Raw genomic sequence first — 13878 nt, 5'->3', positions numbered from 1 at the left:
GCGGCTAGCCGATCTGCTCGAGTTCTTCCTGTGCCTCGAGCCATTGCACTTCGAGCATTTCCAGGCGCGCGGCCACTTCGGCTTGGCGCTTGAGGGCATCGGTCAATTTCGCTTTCATCGCCGGCTCATAGCTCGCAGTATCGGCGACGAACGCGTCGAGCGCCGCCTTTTCGCCGTTGAGCGCCTCCATCTCCTTCTCGAGCTTGGCAATGCGCGTCTGCAGCGGCTTCTTCAAGTGGGACAGCTTTTGGCGCACTTCCGCTTCCTGACGGCGCTGGTCTTTTCGGTTGCCGCCCGCTTGGACCTCGCCGTCGCGGGCGTTCTCGCTCGCCGCGGCTGCGCCCGCTTGGTTCGCGGCTTTGGCCGCGGCGCGCGTTTGCGCGGCATGCTGAAGCAGCCAGTCGCGATACTCGTCCAGATCGCCGTCGAACGGTTCCAACCGATGCTTGGCCACGAGCATGAATTGATCGGTGCTCGCACGCAGCAAATGCCGATCGTGCGAGACGAGGATCAGCGTGCCTTCGAATTGCGCGAGCGCCATGGTCAATGCGTGGCGCGTTTCGAGATCGAGGTGGTTGGTCGGCTCGTCTAGCAGCAGGAGATTGGGCTTTTGCCAGATGATCAACGCGAGCGCGAGGCGCGCCTTCTCCCCCCCGGAGAACGGACCGATTGGCGAACTCGCCATGTCGCCCGAAAAATTGAAGCCGCCGAGGAAGTCGCGCAGTTCCTGCTCGCGCGTGTCGGGTGCCAGGCGCGCCAAGTGCGCGAGCGGCGAATCGTCGGGACGCAATGTTTCCAATTGATGCTGCGCGAAGTAGCCGATGACGAGGCCGCGACCTGCGCGCATCGTGCCGGCGAGCGGTTCGAGCGTGCCGGCGAGCGTTTTGACGAGCGTCGATTTACCCTGGCCGTTCGCGCCGAGCAGGCCGATTCGCTGGCCGTTCTGCACGGAAAGCGTCACCCCTTCGAGAATGGGGATCTCGATGCCGTCGCTCGTACGGTAGCCGCAGCGCACGTCTTCCATGACGAGCATCGGATTGGGTGCGGCGTCGGGTGTGCGAAATTCGAAGGTGAAGGGCGAGGCCGCGTGCGCAGGCGCGATCCGCTCCATTTTCTCGAGCGCCTTCATGCGGCTTTGCGCTTGGCGCGCCTTGGTGGCCTTCGCCTTGAAGCGGTCGATGAAGCTTTGCAGATGCGCGATGGTTTTTTGCTGTTTCTCGAACGCGTTCTGCTGCAAAGCGAGTTGCTGCGCCCGCAGAATCTCGAACTGCGAATAGTTGCCGCCGTAGCGCTTCACCTGCCGGTTTTCGACGTGCAGCGTGACGTTGCAAACGGAATCGAGAAATTCGCGATCGTGCGAAATGACGATGAGCGTGCCGGGGTAGCGGCCCAGCCAATCTTCGAGCCAGACGATGGCGTCGAGGTCCAGGTGGTTCGTCGGCTCGTCGAGCAGCAGTAAGTCGGAGCGGCACATCAGCGCTTGCGCCAAATTGAGCCGCATGCGCCAGCCGCCCGAGAACGCGGCGACGCGCTCGCGCGTTTGCGCCAACGTGAACCCCAGGCCGAGCAGCAGCGCCTCGGCGCGGGCCGGCGCCGTATAGCCGTCGGCATCGGCGAATGCCGCGTGAGCGTGTGCGAGCGCTTCGCCATCGTGGGCGGCTTCGGCTCGTGCAATGCGATCTTCGATTTCACGCAGGGCGGCGTCCCCGTCGAGCGTGTACTCGAGCGCCGTTTTCTCGACGGCGGGTGTTTCCTGCGCGACGTGCGCGATGCGCCAGGACGGGGGCAGGAACACGTCGCCTCCGTCGGCGTGCAGCTCGCCGCGCAGCACCGAGAACAGCGTGGATTTGCCTGCCCCGTTTGCACCGACGAGGCCGGCTTTCTCACCGGGGTTCAGCGCGAACGAAGCGGCATCGAAAAGCGGCTTGACGCCGCGGGCAAGGCTGAATTGACTGAAACGGATCACGACAGGGCCGGCTGCTCGAAAAGCGCTATTTTAGACGGTGTGCGGACCAGGGCGCGCACGACGAGTGCCGCCTCGCCGATTTTGTCTTCCATAGGGTCTTTCGCATAGACTTGCGTTTTTCCCATCGAGGCGCTCCGATGAGCACGCTCTATACGTTTTCCGCCCGCACGCTGGGTGGCGAGTCCGTGGGTCTTGATCGTTACCGCGATAAGGTCCTGCTCGTCGTCAATACGGCGAGCGAGTGCGGATTCACGCCGCAGTACGCCGGCTTGCAGCAACTGCACGAGCGGTTTGCCGCGCGCGGCTTCGAGGTGCTCGGTTTTCCGTGCAACCAGTTCGGCAAGCAGGAGCCCGGCGATGCGGCGCAGATCGGCAGCTTCTGCGAGAAGAACTTCCGTGTGACGTTTCCGTTGTTCGAAAAGACCGACGTCAAGGGACCTGCGGCGCATCCGCTGTTTCGCCACTTGACGAGCGAAGCGCCGGGGTTGTTCGGCACCAAGGCCATCAAGTGGAACTTCACGAAATTTCTCGTCGATCGCCAGGGGAAGGTCGTCAAGCGATATGCCCCCAAGACGACGCCGGAGGCGATCGCCGCGGATATCGAGGCGTTGTTGTAGCGGCCGAAGGCGAACGAAACGCTGCGGGGAAGCCAGGCAAAGGCATCTGCCCGCCAGGAAGGGCCATCGGCCGCTTGCCGCAGCGCCGCCTGCCGCAGCCTCGCGCGGCGAGCCGGTCTCGATCATGGACGAGCGCCGCCGCCCTGCGCTACAAAATCGGCGAAAACAACCGTGCCACGTGCATGACGACTTGCCGCAGTGCCGAAGCGTTACGGTACTCGCCGCGCTCGACCTCCCAAGCTTGTTCGAAGTCCCGTTGCAACATCGCTTCGACTTCCGATGCGAAGGCATCGTCGATCGTCAGCACCATGATCTCGAAGTTGAGCCGGAACGAGCGATTGTCGAGATTGGCGCTGCCGATGGCCGCGGCGACGTCGTCGATGAGCACCACCTTCTGATGCAGGAACCCGGGGCGGTAGCGGAAAATGCGCACGCCCGCGCGAATCAGGTCGTAGGCATAGAGCTTGGACGCTTCGAACACGACATAGTGATCGCGCCGGCTCGGAATCAAGATGCGCACGTCCACGCCGCGCATGACTGCGAGCCGCAGCGCCGAGAATACGGCCTCGTCGGGCACGAGATAGGGGCTCGTGATCCAAATTCGCGTCTGCGCCGCATTGATCGCCTCGACGAAAAACAGCGAGCCGGTTTCATCCTTGTCCGCCGGCCCGGGCGCGACGACGAGGCAGTGCATGTCGGCCTCGCCGGCGCTTTCGGGCTCTTCTGCTTGCGATAGCTCGAGCCGAGGCAGGCGTTGCGTCGCCCAATGCCAATCTTCGACGAAAACGAACTGCACGCTGGCGACGATGGGGCCGCGCAGTTCGATATGCGTGTCGCGCCAGGGAGACAAGCGCGGATTGCCGCCGAGGTATTCCACGCCGACGTTATGGCCGCCGACGAACGCGCACTCTCCATCGACGACGACGATCTTCCGATGATTGCGAAAATTGAGCTGAAATCGGTTGACGAAGCGACGGCTCGTCGCAAACGGGTGCATCTCGACGCCGCCTGCAATCAGCGCCGCCACATACCGCTGCGGCAGATCGAAACTGCCGATGCTGTCGTAAAGGAAGCACACGCGCACACCTTGCGCCGCTTTGGTCAGCAGCAGTGCCTTGAGCATTTCGCCCAACGCGTCGTCGCGTACGATGAAGAATTGAATCAGGACGTAATGGCGCGCATGCTCGATCGCATCGAGGATCGCCGCGAACGTGGCTTCGCCGTTCACGAGCGTGCGCACGGCGTTGCCCCCTAGGAACGGCATGCCGGACAGCCGCGTGAGGGCGCGCACGACATGGTGACCGAGGGCTTCGGCCGGGCGCCCCGCGGACGACGCGCGCGTGTCCCAAGCACTGGGATGCGCGCGCGTGCGCAGCAGCTCGCTTTCGATACGGCGCTTATCGACATAGCCCGAAAACTTGCTGCGGCCCAGGAAGAGGTAAGGGATCAACGTGACGTAAGGCACGGCAACGAGCGAAACCGCCCACGCGATCGCCCCTTGGGATGTGCGCGTATTGAGGATGGCGTGCACTGCCGCGAGCACGCCCAGCAAGTGAGCAGCGAAGATCAGACTGCCAAGAGAGAGCCAATCGAAATGCATAGGTGGCGCGAGGCGTTGTGCAAATGCGTGGCTCACAGGGGGAGCGCGATGCCATGAATCTTACAGAAGCTGTGGCGCAGGCGGGGCGTATCGTTGCGGGAACGGCGCATAGCGGGCGTCGACCGTGGCGCGATCGCAGATCGTGAACGGCGCACGTGTGCCTCTGCTGCTCGAGTGCTGGCGTAGCGCGCTAGCAAACGGTGTTTCTTCCAGTCGGTATTCCACAAAGCAAGAAACCCGCGGCAATGGACACCTGTGCGATCGCGTACGTGAACCAAATGGCGTAGGCGCTTGCCGAGAAACCGGCGAGGAAACGGTCGATGCCGATCATGGCGTCGGATGCGACGAAAGCCAGGCCGCCGAGCGGGAGCATCGGGCTGCGTCGTCCTGCCAGCAGCGCCAAGCTGGCCATGGCGCACAACGCGATCATGTAGACGGCGACAGGGACGCGCAACGTCCCCAGGTTCGGCAGGAACGCCAAGAACATTGCGATGGCCGCGGCTGCGAGAATGGGCGCCACGGCCCGGGCCCACACCGGCGATTCCCGCCAACTGGCGCGCACTCCCCGCGGGGCTAGCAGCCCGCAATAGGCGAGGTGCGCAACCAGAAACGCGCCGAGGCCTCCAACGAACGAAAACGAGAGCTGCGGCAGGGCGAGCAGCGCGTCACCGACAGCCGAAGCGGCGAGCGCCGCCATGAGCATCAGACGTTCGCGCATCGGTTCGTGGCGCGCGCTGGCCAAGAACAACAATGCGCACATCAGCACCTTCGCCGCGGCTTGGTCGGGATAGGGCGCATCGCGCAGCGATACGCCGTAGGCGAGCCCCGCGCCGGCGGCGATCAGCAATAGGCGCTGTGTTTGCGAAGCCGCGGTTTCCGTATGGCTCGCGGGCCCGCTGTCGTGGTTTTCCGGGGGCGGCGCGGGGGGATGAGTGGGCATAGGGCGGGCATGCCGTTGCTTGGTCGAACTTATGGCGTCTGGCACTGCGAGGCGAGGCGCTAGCTCGCCGAACCTTACGCCGACGGCAGATCGCCGGCCTGAATCAAGAAGACGCTGTCGTCGCCGCCGCTCGTCGATAGCCAGACGAGATCGAGCCCGCCGAACGCGGCTTCCACGTTCGCTCGCTCGTTGCCGATTTCGACGACGAGTACGCCTTCGTCGGTTAGCCAATCGCGCGCTTGGCCGATGATGCGCCGCACGACGTCCATGCCGTCCGCGCCCCCCGCGAGCGCTAGTTGCGGCTCGTGCCGGTATTCGGCGGGCAGTTCCGCCATCGAATCGCTGTTGACGTACGGCGGGTTGGCGATGATCACGTCGTAGCGACGCTGCGGCAGCGGCGCGAACAGATCGCCTTCGAACAGCGCGATACGATCGTCGAGTGCGTAGTCGGCCACGTTGATGCGCGCGACTTCTAGCGCATCGGCAGAGATATCGACCGCGTCGACATCGGCGTTCGGAAACGCGTGCGCAGCCAGAATGGCCAGGCAACCGGACCCGGTGCACAGTTCGAGCACGGCGCCGACTTCATCGGGATCGGCGACATAAGGTTGCAAACCGTCTTCGAGCAACTCGCCGATGAACGAGCGCGGCACGATCACGCGCTCGTCTACGTAAAAGCGCAGCCCGTGCATCCAGGCTTCCTGCGTGATATAGGCGGCGGGGACGCGCTCGCCCGCGCGGCGCTCGATGACTTTCATCACCGCCTCGATCTCGCCGCCGAGCAAGCGCGCATCGAGAAACGGATCGAGCGTATCGAGCGGCAAGTGAAGCGTATGCAGAATCAAGTAGGCTGCTTCATCGTAGGCGTTCGCGCTGCCGTGCCCGAATGCGAGATGCGCCTCGGTGAAGCGGGACACCGCATAGCGCAGCAAGTCGCGAACGGTAAGAAACGGCGTAGTCATTGCGGCATCTCCTTGGGCAATGCGCGGTAATGCGAAGTGATTCGGGACCTGGCGAAGTGCATCAGGCGATCAGCGTTTCCAGCACGCGGCGGTAGATGTTCTTGAGCGGTTCGACGAAGGCGAGTTCGATATGCTCGTCGATCTTGTGGATGCTGCCGTTCGGCGGACCGAATTCCACCACCTGCTTGCAAATGCGCGCGATGAAACGGCCGTCGGAGGTCCCGCCGGTGGTCGACAGCTCGGCGCTCACGCCCGTTTCGTCCTTGATCGCTCGCGCAAGCGCATTCGAAAGTTCGCCGCGCGGAGTGAGGAACGGCAGCCCGCTGACGGTCCAGTCGAGGTCGTATTCGAGCCCATGCTTGTCGAGAATGGCATGCACGCGCCGCTGAAGGCCCTCGACCGTGCTGGCGGTCGAAAAACGAAAATTGAAGGTGAGCTCGGCCCGGCCCGGGATCACGTTGCTCGCGCCCGTGCCGCTGTGCAAATTCGAGACTTGCCAGGTCGTGGGCGGGAAGTACTCGTTGCCGTCGTCCCAACGCTCGGCGACGAGCTCGGTCAAGGCCGGCGCGAGCAGGTGAATCGGGTTGCGGGCGAGGTGAGGGTACGCAATATGACCCTGCACGCCCTTGACCACGAGCTTGCCCGACATCGACCCGCGCCGGCCGTTCTTGACCACGTCTCCGAGCGTGTCCGTGGAAGTGGGTTCGCCGACGATGCAGTAATCGAGCCGCTCGCCGCGCGCTTGCAGCGCCTCGACGACCTTGACCGTGCCGTCCGTGGCCGGGCCTTCTTCGTCGCTCGTGATCAGCAACGCGAGCGAGCCGCGATGATGCGGATGCGCGGCGATGAATTCCTCGCTCGCCACGATGAAGCCGGCGATCGACGTTTTCATGTCGGCTGCGCCGCGCCCGTAGAGCTTGCCGTCTCGGTGCGTCGGCACGAACGGGGGCGAGGTCCATTGTTCGAGCGGCCCGGTGGGGACGACATCGGTATGGCCCGCAAACGCGAGCAGCTTGCCGCTCGCGCCATCCGTTCCGCGCTTGACGGCCCACAGGTTGGTCACGCCATGCGATTGGATCGTCTCGCAGACGAAGCCGGCGGTTTCGAGCCGCTCGATCAGCAGCTTCTGGCAGTGCTGATCGTCGGGCGTGACCGAGGCTCGGGCGATCAGTTGTTCGGTGAGGGCGAGGGTGCCGGACATGGGTTCGGAGGCCGTTGGTGCTTGATAAAAAAATGCCGGCGGACGCAGGCCGGCAGGCGATGCTCGTATTGTTCCGCGACTCGGCGTGCGGCGCCAGCCTGCCAAACGGCCAACGCGAAGCGTACGCCGCGCCGCCCTGCGCTACGCGTAGAGCGCCGCGTATTCGTCGGGCGAAAAGCCCACCGAAGTTACGCGGCCGTCGACTACGACGACAGGCCGTTTGACGATCGAAGGCTTTTCGACCATCAGCGCGATCGCGCCTTGCTGCGTTTCCGCCGCGGCCTTGGCGTCGTCGGGCAACGCGCGCCAAGTCGTGCCCCGGCGGTTCAGCAGGACCTCGAGCGGCACGTCGGCGAGCCAACCGTTGACGATCGAGGCGGTGAGCCCCGCCTTCTTGAAGTCGTGGAACTCGAAAGCGACGCCGTGTGCTTGAAGCCACGTGCGCGCCTTCTTGACGGTGTCGCAATTCGGGATGCCGTAGACGACGGTGCGCTCGACGCCCATCAGTCGCCTCGCAGCAGCTCGTTCAGGCCGACTTTCGCGCGTGTCTTCGCATCGACCTTCTTGACGATGACGGCGCAGTACAAGCTGTGCGTGCCGTCCTTGGAGGGCAGATTGCCGGCGACGACGACCGAGCCCGGCGGCACGTAGCCGTATGTCACTTGGCCCGTTTCGCGATCGTAGATCTTCGTGCTTTGGCCGAGGTAGACGCCCATCGAGATGACCGAATTCTCGCCGACGATCACGCCTTCCACCACTTCGGAGCGCGCGCCGATGAAGCAGTTGTCTTCGATGATGACGGGGTTTGCCTGCAGCGGCTCGAGCACGCCGCCAATCCCCACGCCGCCGGACAAGTGAACGTTCTTGCCGATCTGCGCGCAGGAGCCGACCGTCGCCCAGGTGTCGACCATCGTGCCTTCGTCGACGTATGCGCCGATGTTCGTGTAGGAGGGCATCAGCACGACGTTCTTGGCGATGAACGAACCGCGGCGAGCGATGGCGGGCGGCACGACGCGAAAGCCGCCTTCGGCGAAATCTTGCGCCGTATAGTTCGCGAACTTCGAAGGCACCTTGTCGTAGAACTGCGAATAGCCGCCGGCGGGCATGGGCGTATTGTCTTCGAGGCGGAACGAAAGCAGCACGGCCTTTTTCAACCATTGGTTGACGACCCATTGACCGTCGATCTTTTCGGCCACGCGCAGGCGGCCCTTGTCGAGTTGCTCGATCGCTTGCGCGACGGCTTCGCGCACTTCGGCGGGCGCCGCCTTCGGCGAGAGCTCGGCGCGGTTTTCCCAGGCGTTGTCGATGATTTGCTGAATATGTTGCGACATGTCGGTAGTTTCGCTAAATGAAGTCGAAGGAAGACGGGGCGGTCGGTCAGTTACGGGTACTCAAACGGGCACTCAATGCGGCGCGCGGCGCCGGGCTGCGCGCCGACGAAGCCGGAGCCGGCTGCCACGAGCGCACCGCTTCCCGCCGTGCAGCGGCAGCCACCGCTTTTTCGGCGCCGGTCAGCGCGCGAGGTTGCGGCAGAAATCGACGATGCGTTTGGCGCCATCGATACATTCGTCGACATCGGCAACGAGCGCCAGACGCACGAAATTGCGGCCCGGGTTGACGCCGTGCGCGTCGCGCGCCAGGTACGAGCCGGGCAAGACCGTCAGATTATAGTCGGCGTACAGGCGCCGGGCGAACTCGGTGTCGCTCAGGCCTGTGGGCTCGACGCTCGCCCACAGATAGAACGCCGCATCGGGGCGGCGCACGTCGAGCACTTGCGCGAGCATGGGGGTGACGGTCGAGAACTTCGCGGCGTAGAGCGCGCGGTTCTCGCGCACGTGCGCCTCGTCGCCCCAAGCGGCCACGCTGGCCGCTTGATAGACGGGCGAAAGCGCCGCGCCGTGGTAGGTCCGATAGAGCAGGAAGCGCTTGATGAGCGCCGCGTCGCCCGCCACGAAGCCCGAGCGCATGCCCGGTACATTCGAGCGCTTGGACAAACTGGACAGCATGAGGAGCCGCTCGAAGTCGCGTCCGAGGCGGTGCGCCGCTTGCAGTGCGCCGAGCGGCGGATTGGCTTCGTCGAAGTAGATCTCCGAATAGCATTCGTCGGACGCAATCACGAACCCGTGCTTGTCCGACAGGGCGAACAACTCGCGCCAATCGTCGAGCGTGAGCACGGCCCCGGTCGGATTGCCCGGCGAGCAGACGTAGAGCAACTGGGTGCGCGCCCAGACTTCCTGCGGCACGGCTGCGTAATCGCAGGCGAAGTTGCGGGCCGGGTCGCTATTGGCGAAATAAGGCTCGGCGCCCGCGAGCAGAGCCGCGCCCTCGTAGATCTGATAGAAGGGGTTCGGGCACAGCACGATCGCACCGGGCCGCGTGCCGTCGACCACTGTCTGGGCGAGCGCGAACAATGCTTCGCGCGAACCCGAGACGGGCAGCACCTCGGTGGCCGGATCGAGCGCGGGCAGACCGTAGCGGCGCGCCGCCCACGCGGCGATCGCTTCGCGCAGCGCGCTCGAGCCGATCGTGGCAGGGTAGCTCGACAAGGTATCGAGCGAGGCGACGATGGCCTCGCGGATCAGCGCGGGCGTCGCGTGTTTCGGTTCGCCGATGCCGAAGCTGATATGGCGAAGATCGGCGGGCGGCGTCGCGTCCTTGAACAGTGCGCGAAGCTTTTCGAACGGGTACGGCTGGAGGCGGTCGAGTAGCGGATTCACGTCGGGCTCGGCGGGTGCGTCGAGGGACAAGCGCGGGACGCGCGCCCGCTCGTACGGGAATAAGAGGAAAAGGGCGCCATTATAGCTCGGCGAGGGCCGGCGCGCGGGGCACGCATGCTCGCCGCAGCCGCATTGGCGGCCGTGCTGCCGATAGGCGATGGTATGATTGCCACTTGCTCGCGACGCATGCGCATGCAGCTTGCTGTGCGCGGCTTCGCGACCCAAAAGCATCGCGGCGGCGCTCTGCCGTGCATGGCGCGCGCAGTTCTGTGCATGAAGCTGCCGCGTCGTGCGCGGCTCGAGTTGTCCGGCCGCGTTTTTGTTCGACCTTCTTCATCAAAACAGCGATATCGCCGTGCGTCTGACCTCGATCAAACTCGCTGGTTTCAAGTCCTTCGTCGATCCCACGCATTTTCAGGTTCCGGGGCAACTCGTCGGCGTAGTCGGCCCGAACGGATGCGGCAAGTCCAACATCATCGACGCCGTGCGCTGGGTGCTCGGCGAATCGCGCGCCTCCGAGCTGCGCGGCGAGTCGATGCAGGACGTCATCTTCAACGGCTCCACCGCGCGCAAGCCCGGCAGCCGGGCCAGCGTCGAGTTGATCTTCGACAACTCCGACGGGCGCGCGGCCGGCCAGTGGGGGCAATACGGCGAAATCGCCGTGAAGCGCGTGCTCACGCGCGACGGCACTTCCAGCTACTACATCAACAATCTGCCCGCGCGCCGGCGCGACATTCAGGACATCTTCCTCGGCACGGGCCTTGGGCCGCGCGCATACGCGATCATCGGCCAAGGCATGATCGCGCGCATCATCGAGGCGAAGCCCGAAGAGCTGCGCGTATTCCTCGAAGAGGCGGCGGGCGTGTCCAAGTACAAAGAGCGCCGCCGTGAAACCGAGAATCGGCTGCACGACACGCGCGAAAACTTGACTCGCGTCGAAGACATCGTGCGCGAACTCGGCGCGAATCTCGAAAAGCTCGAGGGCCAGGCGATCGTCGCGACCAAGTTCAAGACGCTGCAGAGCGAAGGCGAGGAGAAGCAGCGGCTGCTGTGGCTGCTGCGCAAGAACGAAGCGGCGGCCGAGCAGGGCCGCCAGCAGCGGGCGATCGCCGAAGCGCAGATCGATCTCGAGGCGCAGACGGCCAAGCTGCGCGAAGTCGAAGCGGATCTCGAAACGCTGCGCGTCGCGCACTACGCGGCGAGCGACGCCATGCAAGGCGCGCAGGGCTCGCTTTACGAAGCCAACGCCGAAGTGAGCCGGCTCGAAGCCGAGATCAAGTTCGTGATCGAATCGCGCAACCGCGTGCAAGCGCAAATCGCGGCGCTCACGGCGCAGCGCGAGCAGTGGCAGGTCCAAGCGGAAAAGGCGCGCGGCGATCTCCAAGAAGCCGAAGAGCAACTCGCCGTCGCGGAAGAAAAGGCGGCGCTGGCCGAAGAAGCGGCGGCAGCGAAGCACGACGAACTGCCTGCGCTCGAAGCGCGCTGGCGCGACGCCCAGGCCCACCTCAACGACGAGCGCGCGGGCATCGCGCAAACCGAGCAGGCCCTCAAGCTCGAGGCGGCGCATCAGCGCAACGCCGATCAGCAGCTTCAGCAACTGCAGCAACGCCACGAGCGGCTCAAGGCCGAGGCGGGCGGCTTGGATGCTCCCGACGAAGCGCAGCTCGAAGAGCAGCGCATGCAGCTTGCCGAGCAGCAAGAAATCTTGAGCGAGGCTCAGGCGCGCCTCGCGCAGGCGCAAGACGCGTTGCCGCAGGTCGAGGCACAGCGCCGCGAGGCGCAGGAGCGCGTGCAAAAAGAGAGCGCGCAGATCCACCAATTCGAAGCGCGCCTCATCGCGCTCAAGCAGTTGCAGGAGAACGTGCAGACGGAAGGCAAGATTCAGCCCTGGCTCGAGAAGCACGAGCTCGCGGGCTTGCCGCGTCTGTGGAAGAAGCTGCATGTCGAAGCCGGCTGGGAAGGCGCGCTCGAATCGATTTTGCGCGAGCGTCTGGCGGCCCTCGAAATTTCCAATCTCGACTGGGTGCGCGCTTTCGCAAGCGATTCGCCGCCGGCCAAGCTCGCCTTTTTTGCGCCGCCCGCGGCCGGCACGGCCCGCGAAGCGCCCGCCGGCCTGACCCCGCTCGTCTCGCTCGTGCGCATCGACGATGCAGGCTTGCGAGCAGTCCTGAACGAGTGGTTGGGCCACGTCTACATCGCGGACGATCTGACGCAAGCGCTCGCCATGCGCGCGCAACTGCCCGAGGGCGCCATGTTGGTCGTCAAGGCCGGGCACGTGGTGACGCGCGTCGGCGTGCAGCTCTATGCGGCCGATTCGGAACAAGCCGGCATGCTTGCCCGCCAGCAGGAAATCGAGAATCTCGCGCGCCAAGTTCGCGCGCAGACACTGCTTGCCGACGAAGCGAAGAGCGCCGCGGTTCGCGCCGAAGCGGCGCACACGCAAGCGTCGAAGTCGCTCGCCGATGCGCGCGCGCAGGTCGAACGCGCCACGCAGCAGGCGCATGCGCTGCAATTGGACGTGCTCAAGCTCACGCAAGCGCACGAGCGCTACACGCAGCGCAGCACCCAGATCCGTGAAGAACTCGAGGAAATCGCCGCCCAAATCGAGGAACAGCGTGCGCAGCGCGCGGAATCCGAGGCGAATTTCGAACGGCATGACGGCGAACTCGCGGAGCTGCAGGCCCGCTTCGAAGAGAACCAGCTCGCCTTCGAAGCGCTCGACGAGACGCTTTCGGCTGCGCGCACGCAGGCGCGCGAGCTGGAACGCGCCGCCGCCGATGCGCGTTTCGCGGCCCGCAATGTGGCGACCCGTATCGACGAGCTCAAGCGCAGCATCCAGGTCGCCCACGAGCAGAGCGAGCGCGTGGCGGGCTTGTTGGAGGAGGCGCGCGCCGAACTCGAAACGATCAACGAGCAGACCGCGCACACCGGGTTGCAAGAAGCGCTCGAAGTGCGCGGGCAGAAGGAAGCGGCCCTGACGGCGGCGCGCCACGAACTCGACGATCTGACGGCCAAGCTGCGCCAGGCCGACGAGATGCGCCTGACGGCGGAGCGCTCGCTGCAGCCGCTGCGCGATCGCATCACCGAATTGCAGTTGAAGGAACAGGCGGCGCGCATCGCCGGCGAGCAATTCATCGAGCAGCTTCAGGCCGCGGGGGTGGACGAAGCGCAGTTGCAGGAAAAGCTCGCGCCGGACATGAAGCCGTCGTATCTGCAAGGCGAAGTCACTCGTATCAACAACGCGATCACGGCGCTCGGGCCGGTGAACATGGCCGCGCTCGACGAGCTCGCGGCGGCGAAGGAACGCAAGGCCTTCCTCGACGCCCAGTCCGAAGACCTGACGCGCGCCATCGAAACGCTCGAAGACGCGATCCGAAAGATCGACCAGGAAACGCGCACGCTCTTGCAAGGGACGTTCGACGAAGTCAACCGGCATTTCGGCGAACTGTTCCCGCGGCTGTTCGGCGGCGGGCAGGCCAAGCTGATCATGACGGGCGACGAAATTCTCGACGCGGGGGTGCAGGTGATGGCGCAGCCGCCCGGCAAAAAGAATTCGACCATCCATCTGCTCTCGGGCGGCGAGAAGGCATTGACTGCGACCGCGCTCGTGTTCGCGATGTTCCAGCTCAATCCCGCGCCGTTCTGCTTGCTCGACGAAGTCGACGCGCCGCTGGACGACGCCAATACGGAACGCTTCGCGAACCTCGTCCGCGCTATGTCGGACAAAACGCAGTTCCTGTTCATTTCGCACAACAAGATCGCGATGGAAATGGCGCAGCAACTGATCGGCGTGACGATGCAGGAGCAAGGGGTGTCGCGCATCGTGGCCGTCGACATGGAAACGGCTGCCGGTTTCGCCCAGAATATCGTCTAAC

10 protein-coding genes are annotated in these 13878 nt (G+C 64.8%); 2 read left to right on the top strand and 8 right to left on the bottom strand.

The window, feature by feature from the left end:
- Positions 1-4: 4 nt before the first annotated feature.
- On the bottom strand, positions 5-1966 hold the full coding sequence (locus tag QQS38_RS01325) for an ATP-binding cassette domain-containing protein (protein ID WP_479643572.1): 1962 nt from the start codon (positions 1964-1966) through the stop codon (positions 5-7).
- Positions 1967-2103: 137 nt separating this feature from the next.
- Between QQS38_RS01325 and QQS38_RS01320 the strand changes: the two genes are divergently transcribed.
- Positions 2104-2583 (top strand): glutathione peroxidase, encoded by a 480-nt coding sequence (locus QQS38_RS01320; protein ID WP_479643571.1) that lies wholly within the window; start codon positions 2104-2106, stop codon positions 2581-2583.
- Between the two features lie 148 nt (positions 2584-2731).
- On the opposite strand, the gene cls is transcribed toward QQS38_RS01320, so the two are convergent.
- The 7 genes from cls to dapC all read right to left on the bottom strand — a co-directional run bounded on the left by cls (position 2732) and on the right by dapC (position 10003).
- Positions 2732-4183 (bottom strand): cardiolipin synthase, encoded by a 1452-nt coding sequence (cls, locus tag QQS38_RS01315; protein WP_479643570.1) that lies wholly within the window; start codon positions 4181-4183, stop codon positions 2732-2734.
- A 190-nt stretch (positions 4184-4373) separates the two neighbouring features.
- Complete coding sequence (locus QQS38_RS01310; RefSeq protein WP_479643569.1) at positions 4374-5123, bottom strand: lysoplasmalogenase; 750 nt, start codon at positions 5121-5123, stop codon at positions 4374-4376.
- 74 nt (positions 5124-5197) lie between these two features.
- Positions 5198-6085, bottom strand: a complete 888-nt coding sequence (gene prmB, locus QQS38_RS01305; RefSeq protein ID WP_479643568.1) for a 50S ribosomal protein L3 N(5)-glutamine methyltransferase — start codon at positions 6083-6085, stop codon at positions 5198-5200.
- Positions 6086-6146: 61 nt separating this feature from the next.
- Positions 6147-7286, bottom strand: a complete 1140-nt coding sequence (gene dapE / locus QQS38_RS01300) for a succinyl-diaminopimelate desuccinylase (RefSeq protein WP_479643567.1) — start codon at positions 7284-7286, stop codon at positions 6147-6149.
- A gap of 141 nt (positions 7287-7427) precedes the next feature.
- Complete coding sequence (locus QQS38_RS01295; RefSeq protein ID WP_479643566.1) at positions 7428-7790, bottom strand: arsenate reductase; 363 nt, start codon at positions 7788-7790, stop codon at positions 7428-7430.
- Positions 7790-8617 (bottom strand): 2,3,4,5-tetrahydropyridine-2,6-dicarboxylate N-succinyltransferase, encoded by an 828-nt coding sequence (gene dapD, locus QQS38_RS01290; RefSeq protein WP_277427986.1) that lies wholly within the window; start codon positions 8615-8617, stop codon positions 7790-7792. The genes QQS38_RS01295 and dapD overlap by 1 nt, the downstream gene beginning before the upstream one ends.
- A gap of 180 nt (positions 8618-8797) precedes the next feature.
- Positions 8798-10003, bottom strand: a complete 1206-nt coding sequence (gene dapC / locus QQS38_RS01285; protein WP_479643565.1) for a succinyldiaminopimelate transaminase — start codon at positions 10001-10003, stop codon at positions 8798-8800.
- A gap of 355 nt (positions 10004-10358) precedes the next feature.
- Between dapC and smc the strand changes: the two genes are divergently transcribed.
- Positions 10359-13877 carry a chromosome segregation protein SMC gene (smc, locus tag QQS38_RS01280; protein WP_479643564.1) on the top strand — a complete coding sequence of 1173 codons (3519 nt, stop codon included), beginning with the start codon at positions 10359-10361 and terminating at the stop codon, positions 13875-13877.
- Position 13878: the final 1 nt, after the last annotated feature.

It is taken from the genome of Trinickia sp. Z7, assembly GCF_056498045.1.
This window is presented reverse-complemented; position numbering and strand designations above follow the sequence as displayed.

What these genes read in the sequence shown, in the direction of transcription:
- QQS38_RS01320 (WP_479643571.1), top strand. Translation starts at nt 2,104, where the DNA reads ATGAGCACGCTCTATACGTTTTCCGCCCGCACGCTGGGTGGCGAGTCC.
- cls (WP_479643570.1), bottom strand. Translation starts at nt 4,183, where the DNA reads ATGCATTTCGATTGGCTCTCTCTTGGCAGTCTGATCTTCGCTGCTCAC.
- QQS38_RS01310 (WP_479643569.1), bottom strand. Translation starts at nt 5,123, where the DNA reads ATGCCCACTCATCCCCCCGCGCCGCCCCCGGAAAACCACGACAGCGGG.
- prmB (WP_479643568.1), bottom strand. Translation starts at nt 6,085, where the DNA reads ATGACTACGCCGTTTCTTACCGTTCGCGACTTGCTGCGCTATGCGGTG.
- dapE (WP_479643567.1), bottom strand. Translation starts at nt 7,286, where the DNA reads ATGTCCGGCACCCTCGCCCTCACCGAACAACTGATCGCCCGAGCCTCG.
- QQS38_RS01295 (WP_479643566.1), bottom strand. Translation starts at nt 7,790, where the DNA reads ATGGGCGTCGAGCGCACCGTCGTCTACGGCATCCCGAATTGCGACACC.
- dapD (WP_277427986.1), bottom strand. Translation starts at nt 8,617, where the DNA reads ATGTCGCAACATATTCAGCAAATCATCGACAACGCCTGGGAAAACCGC.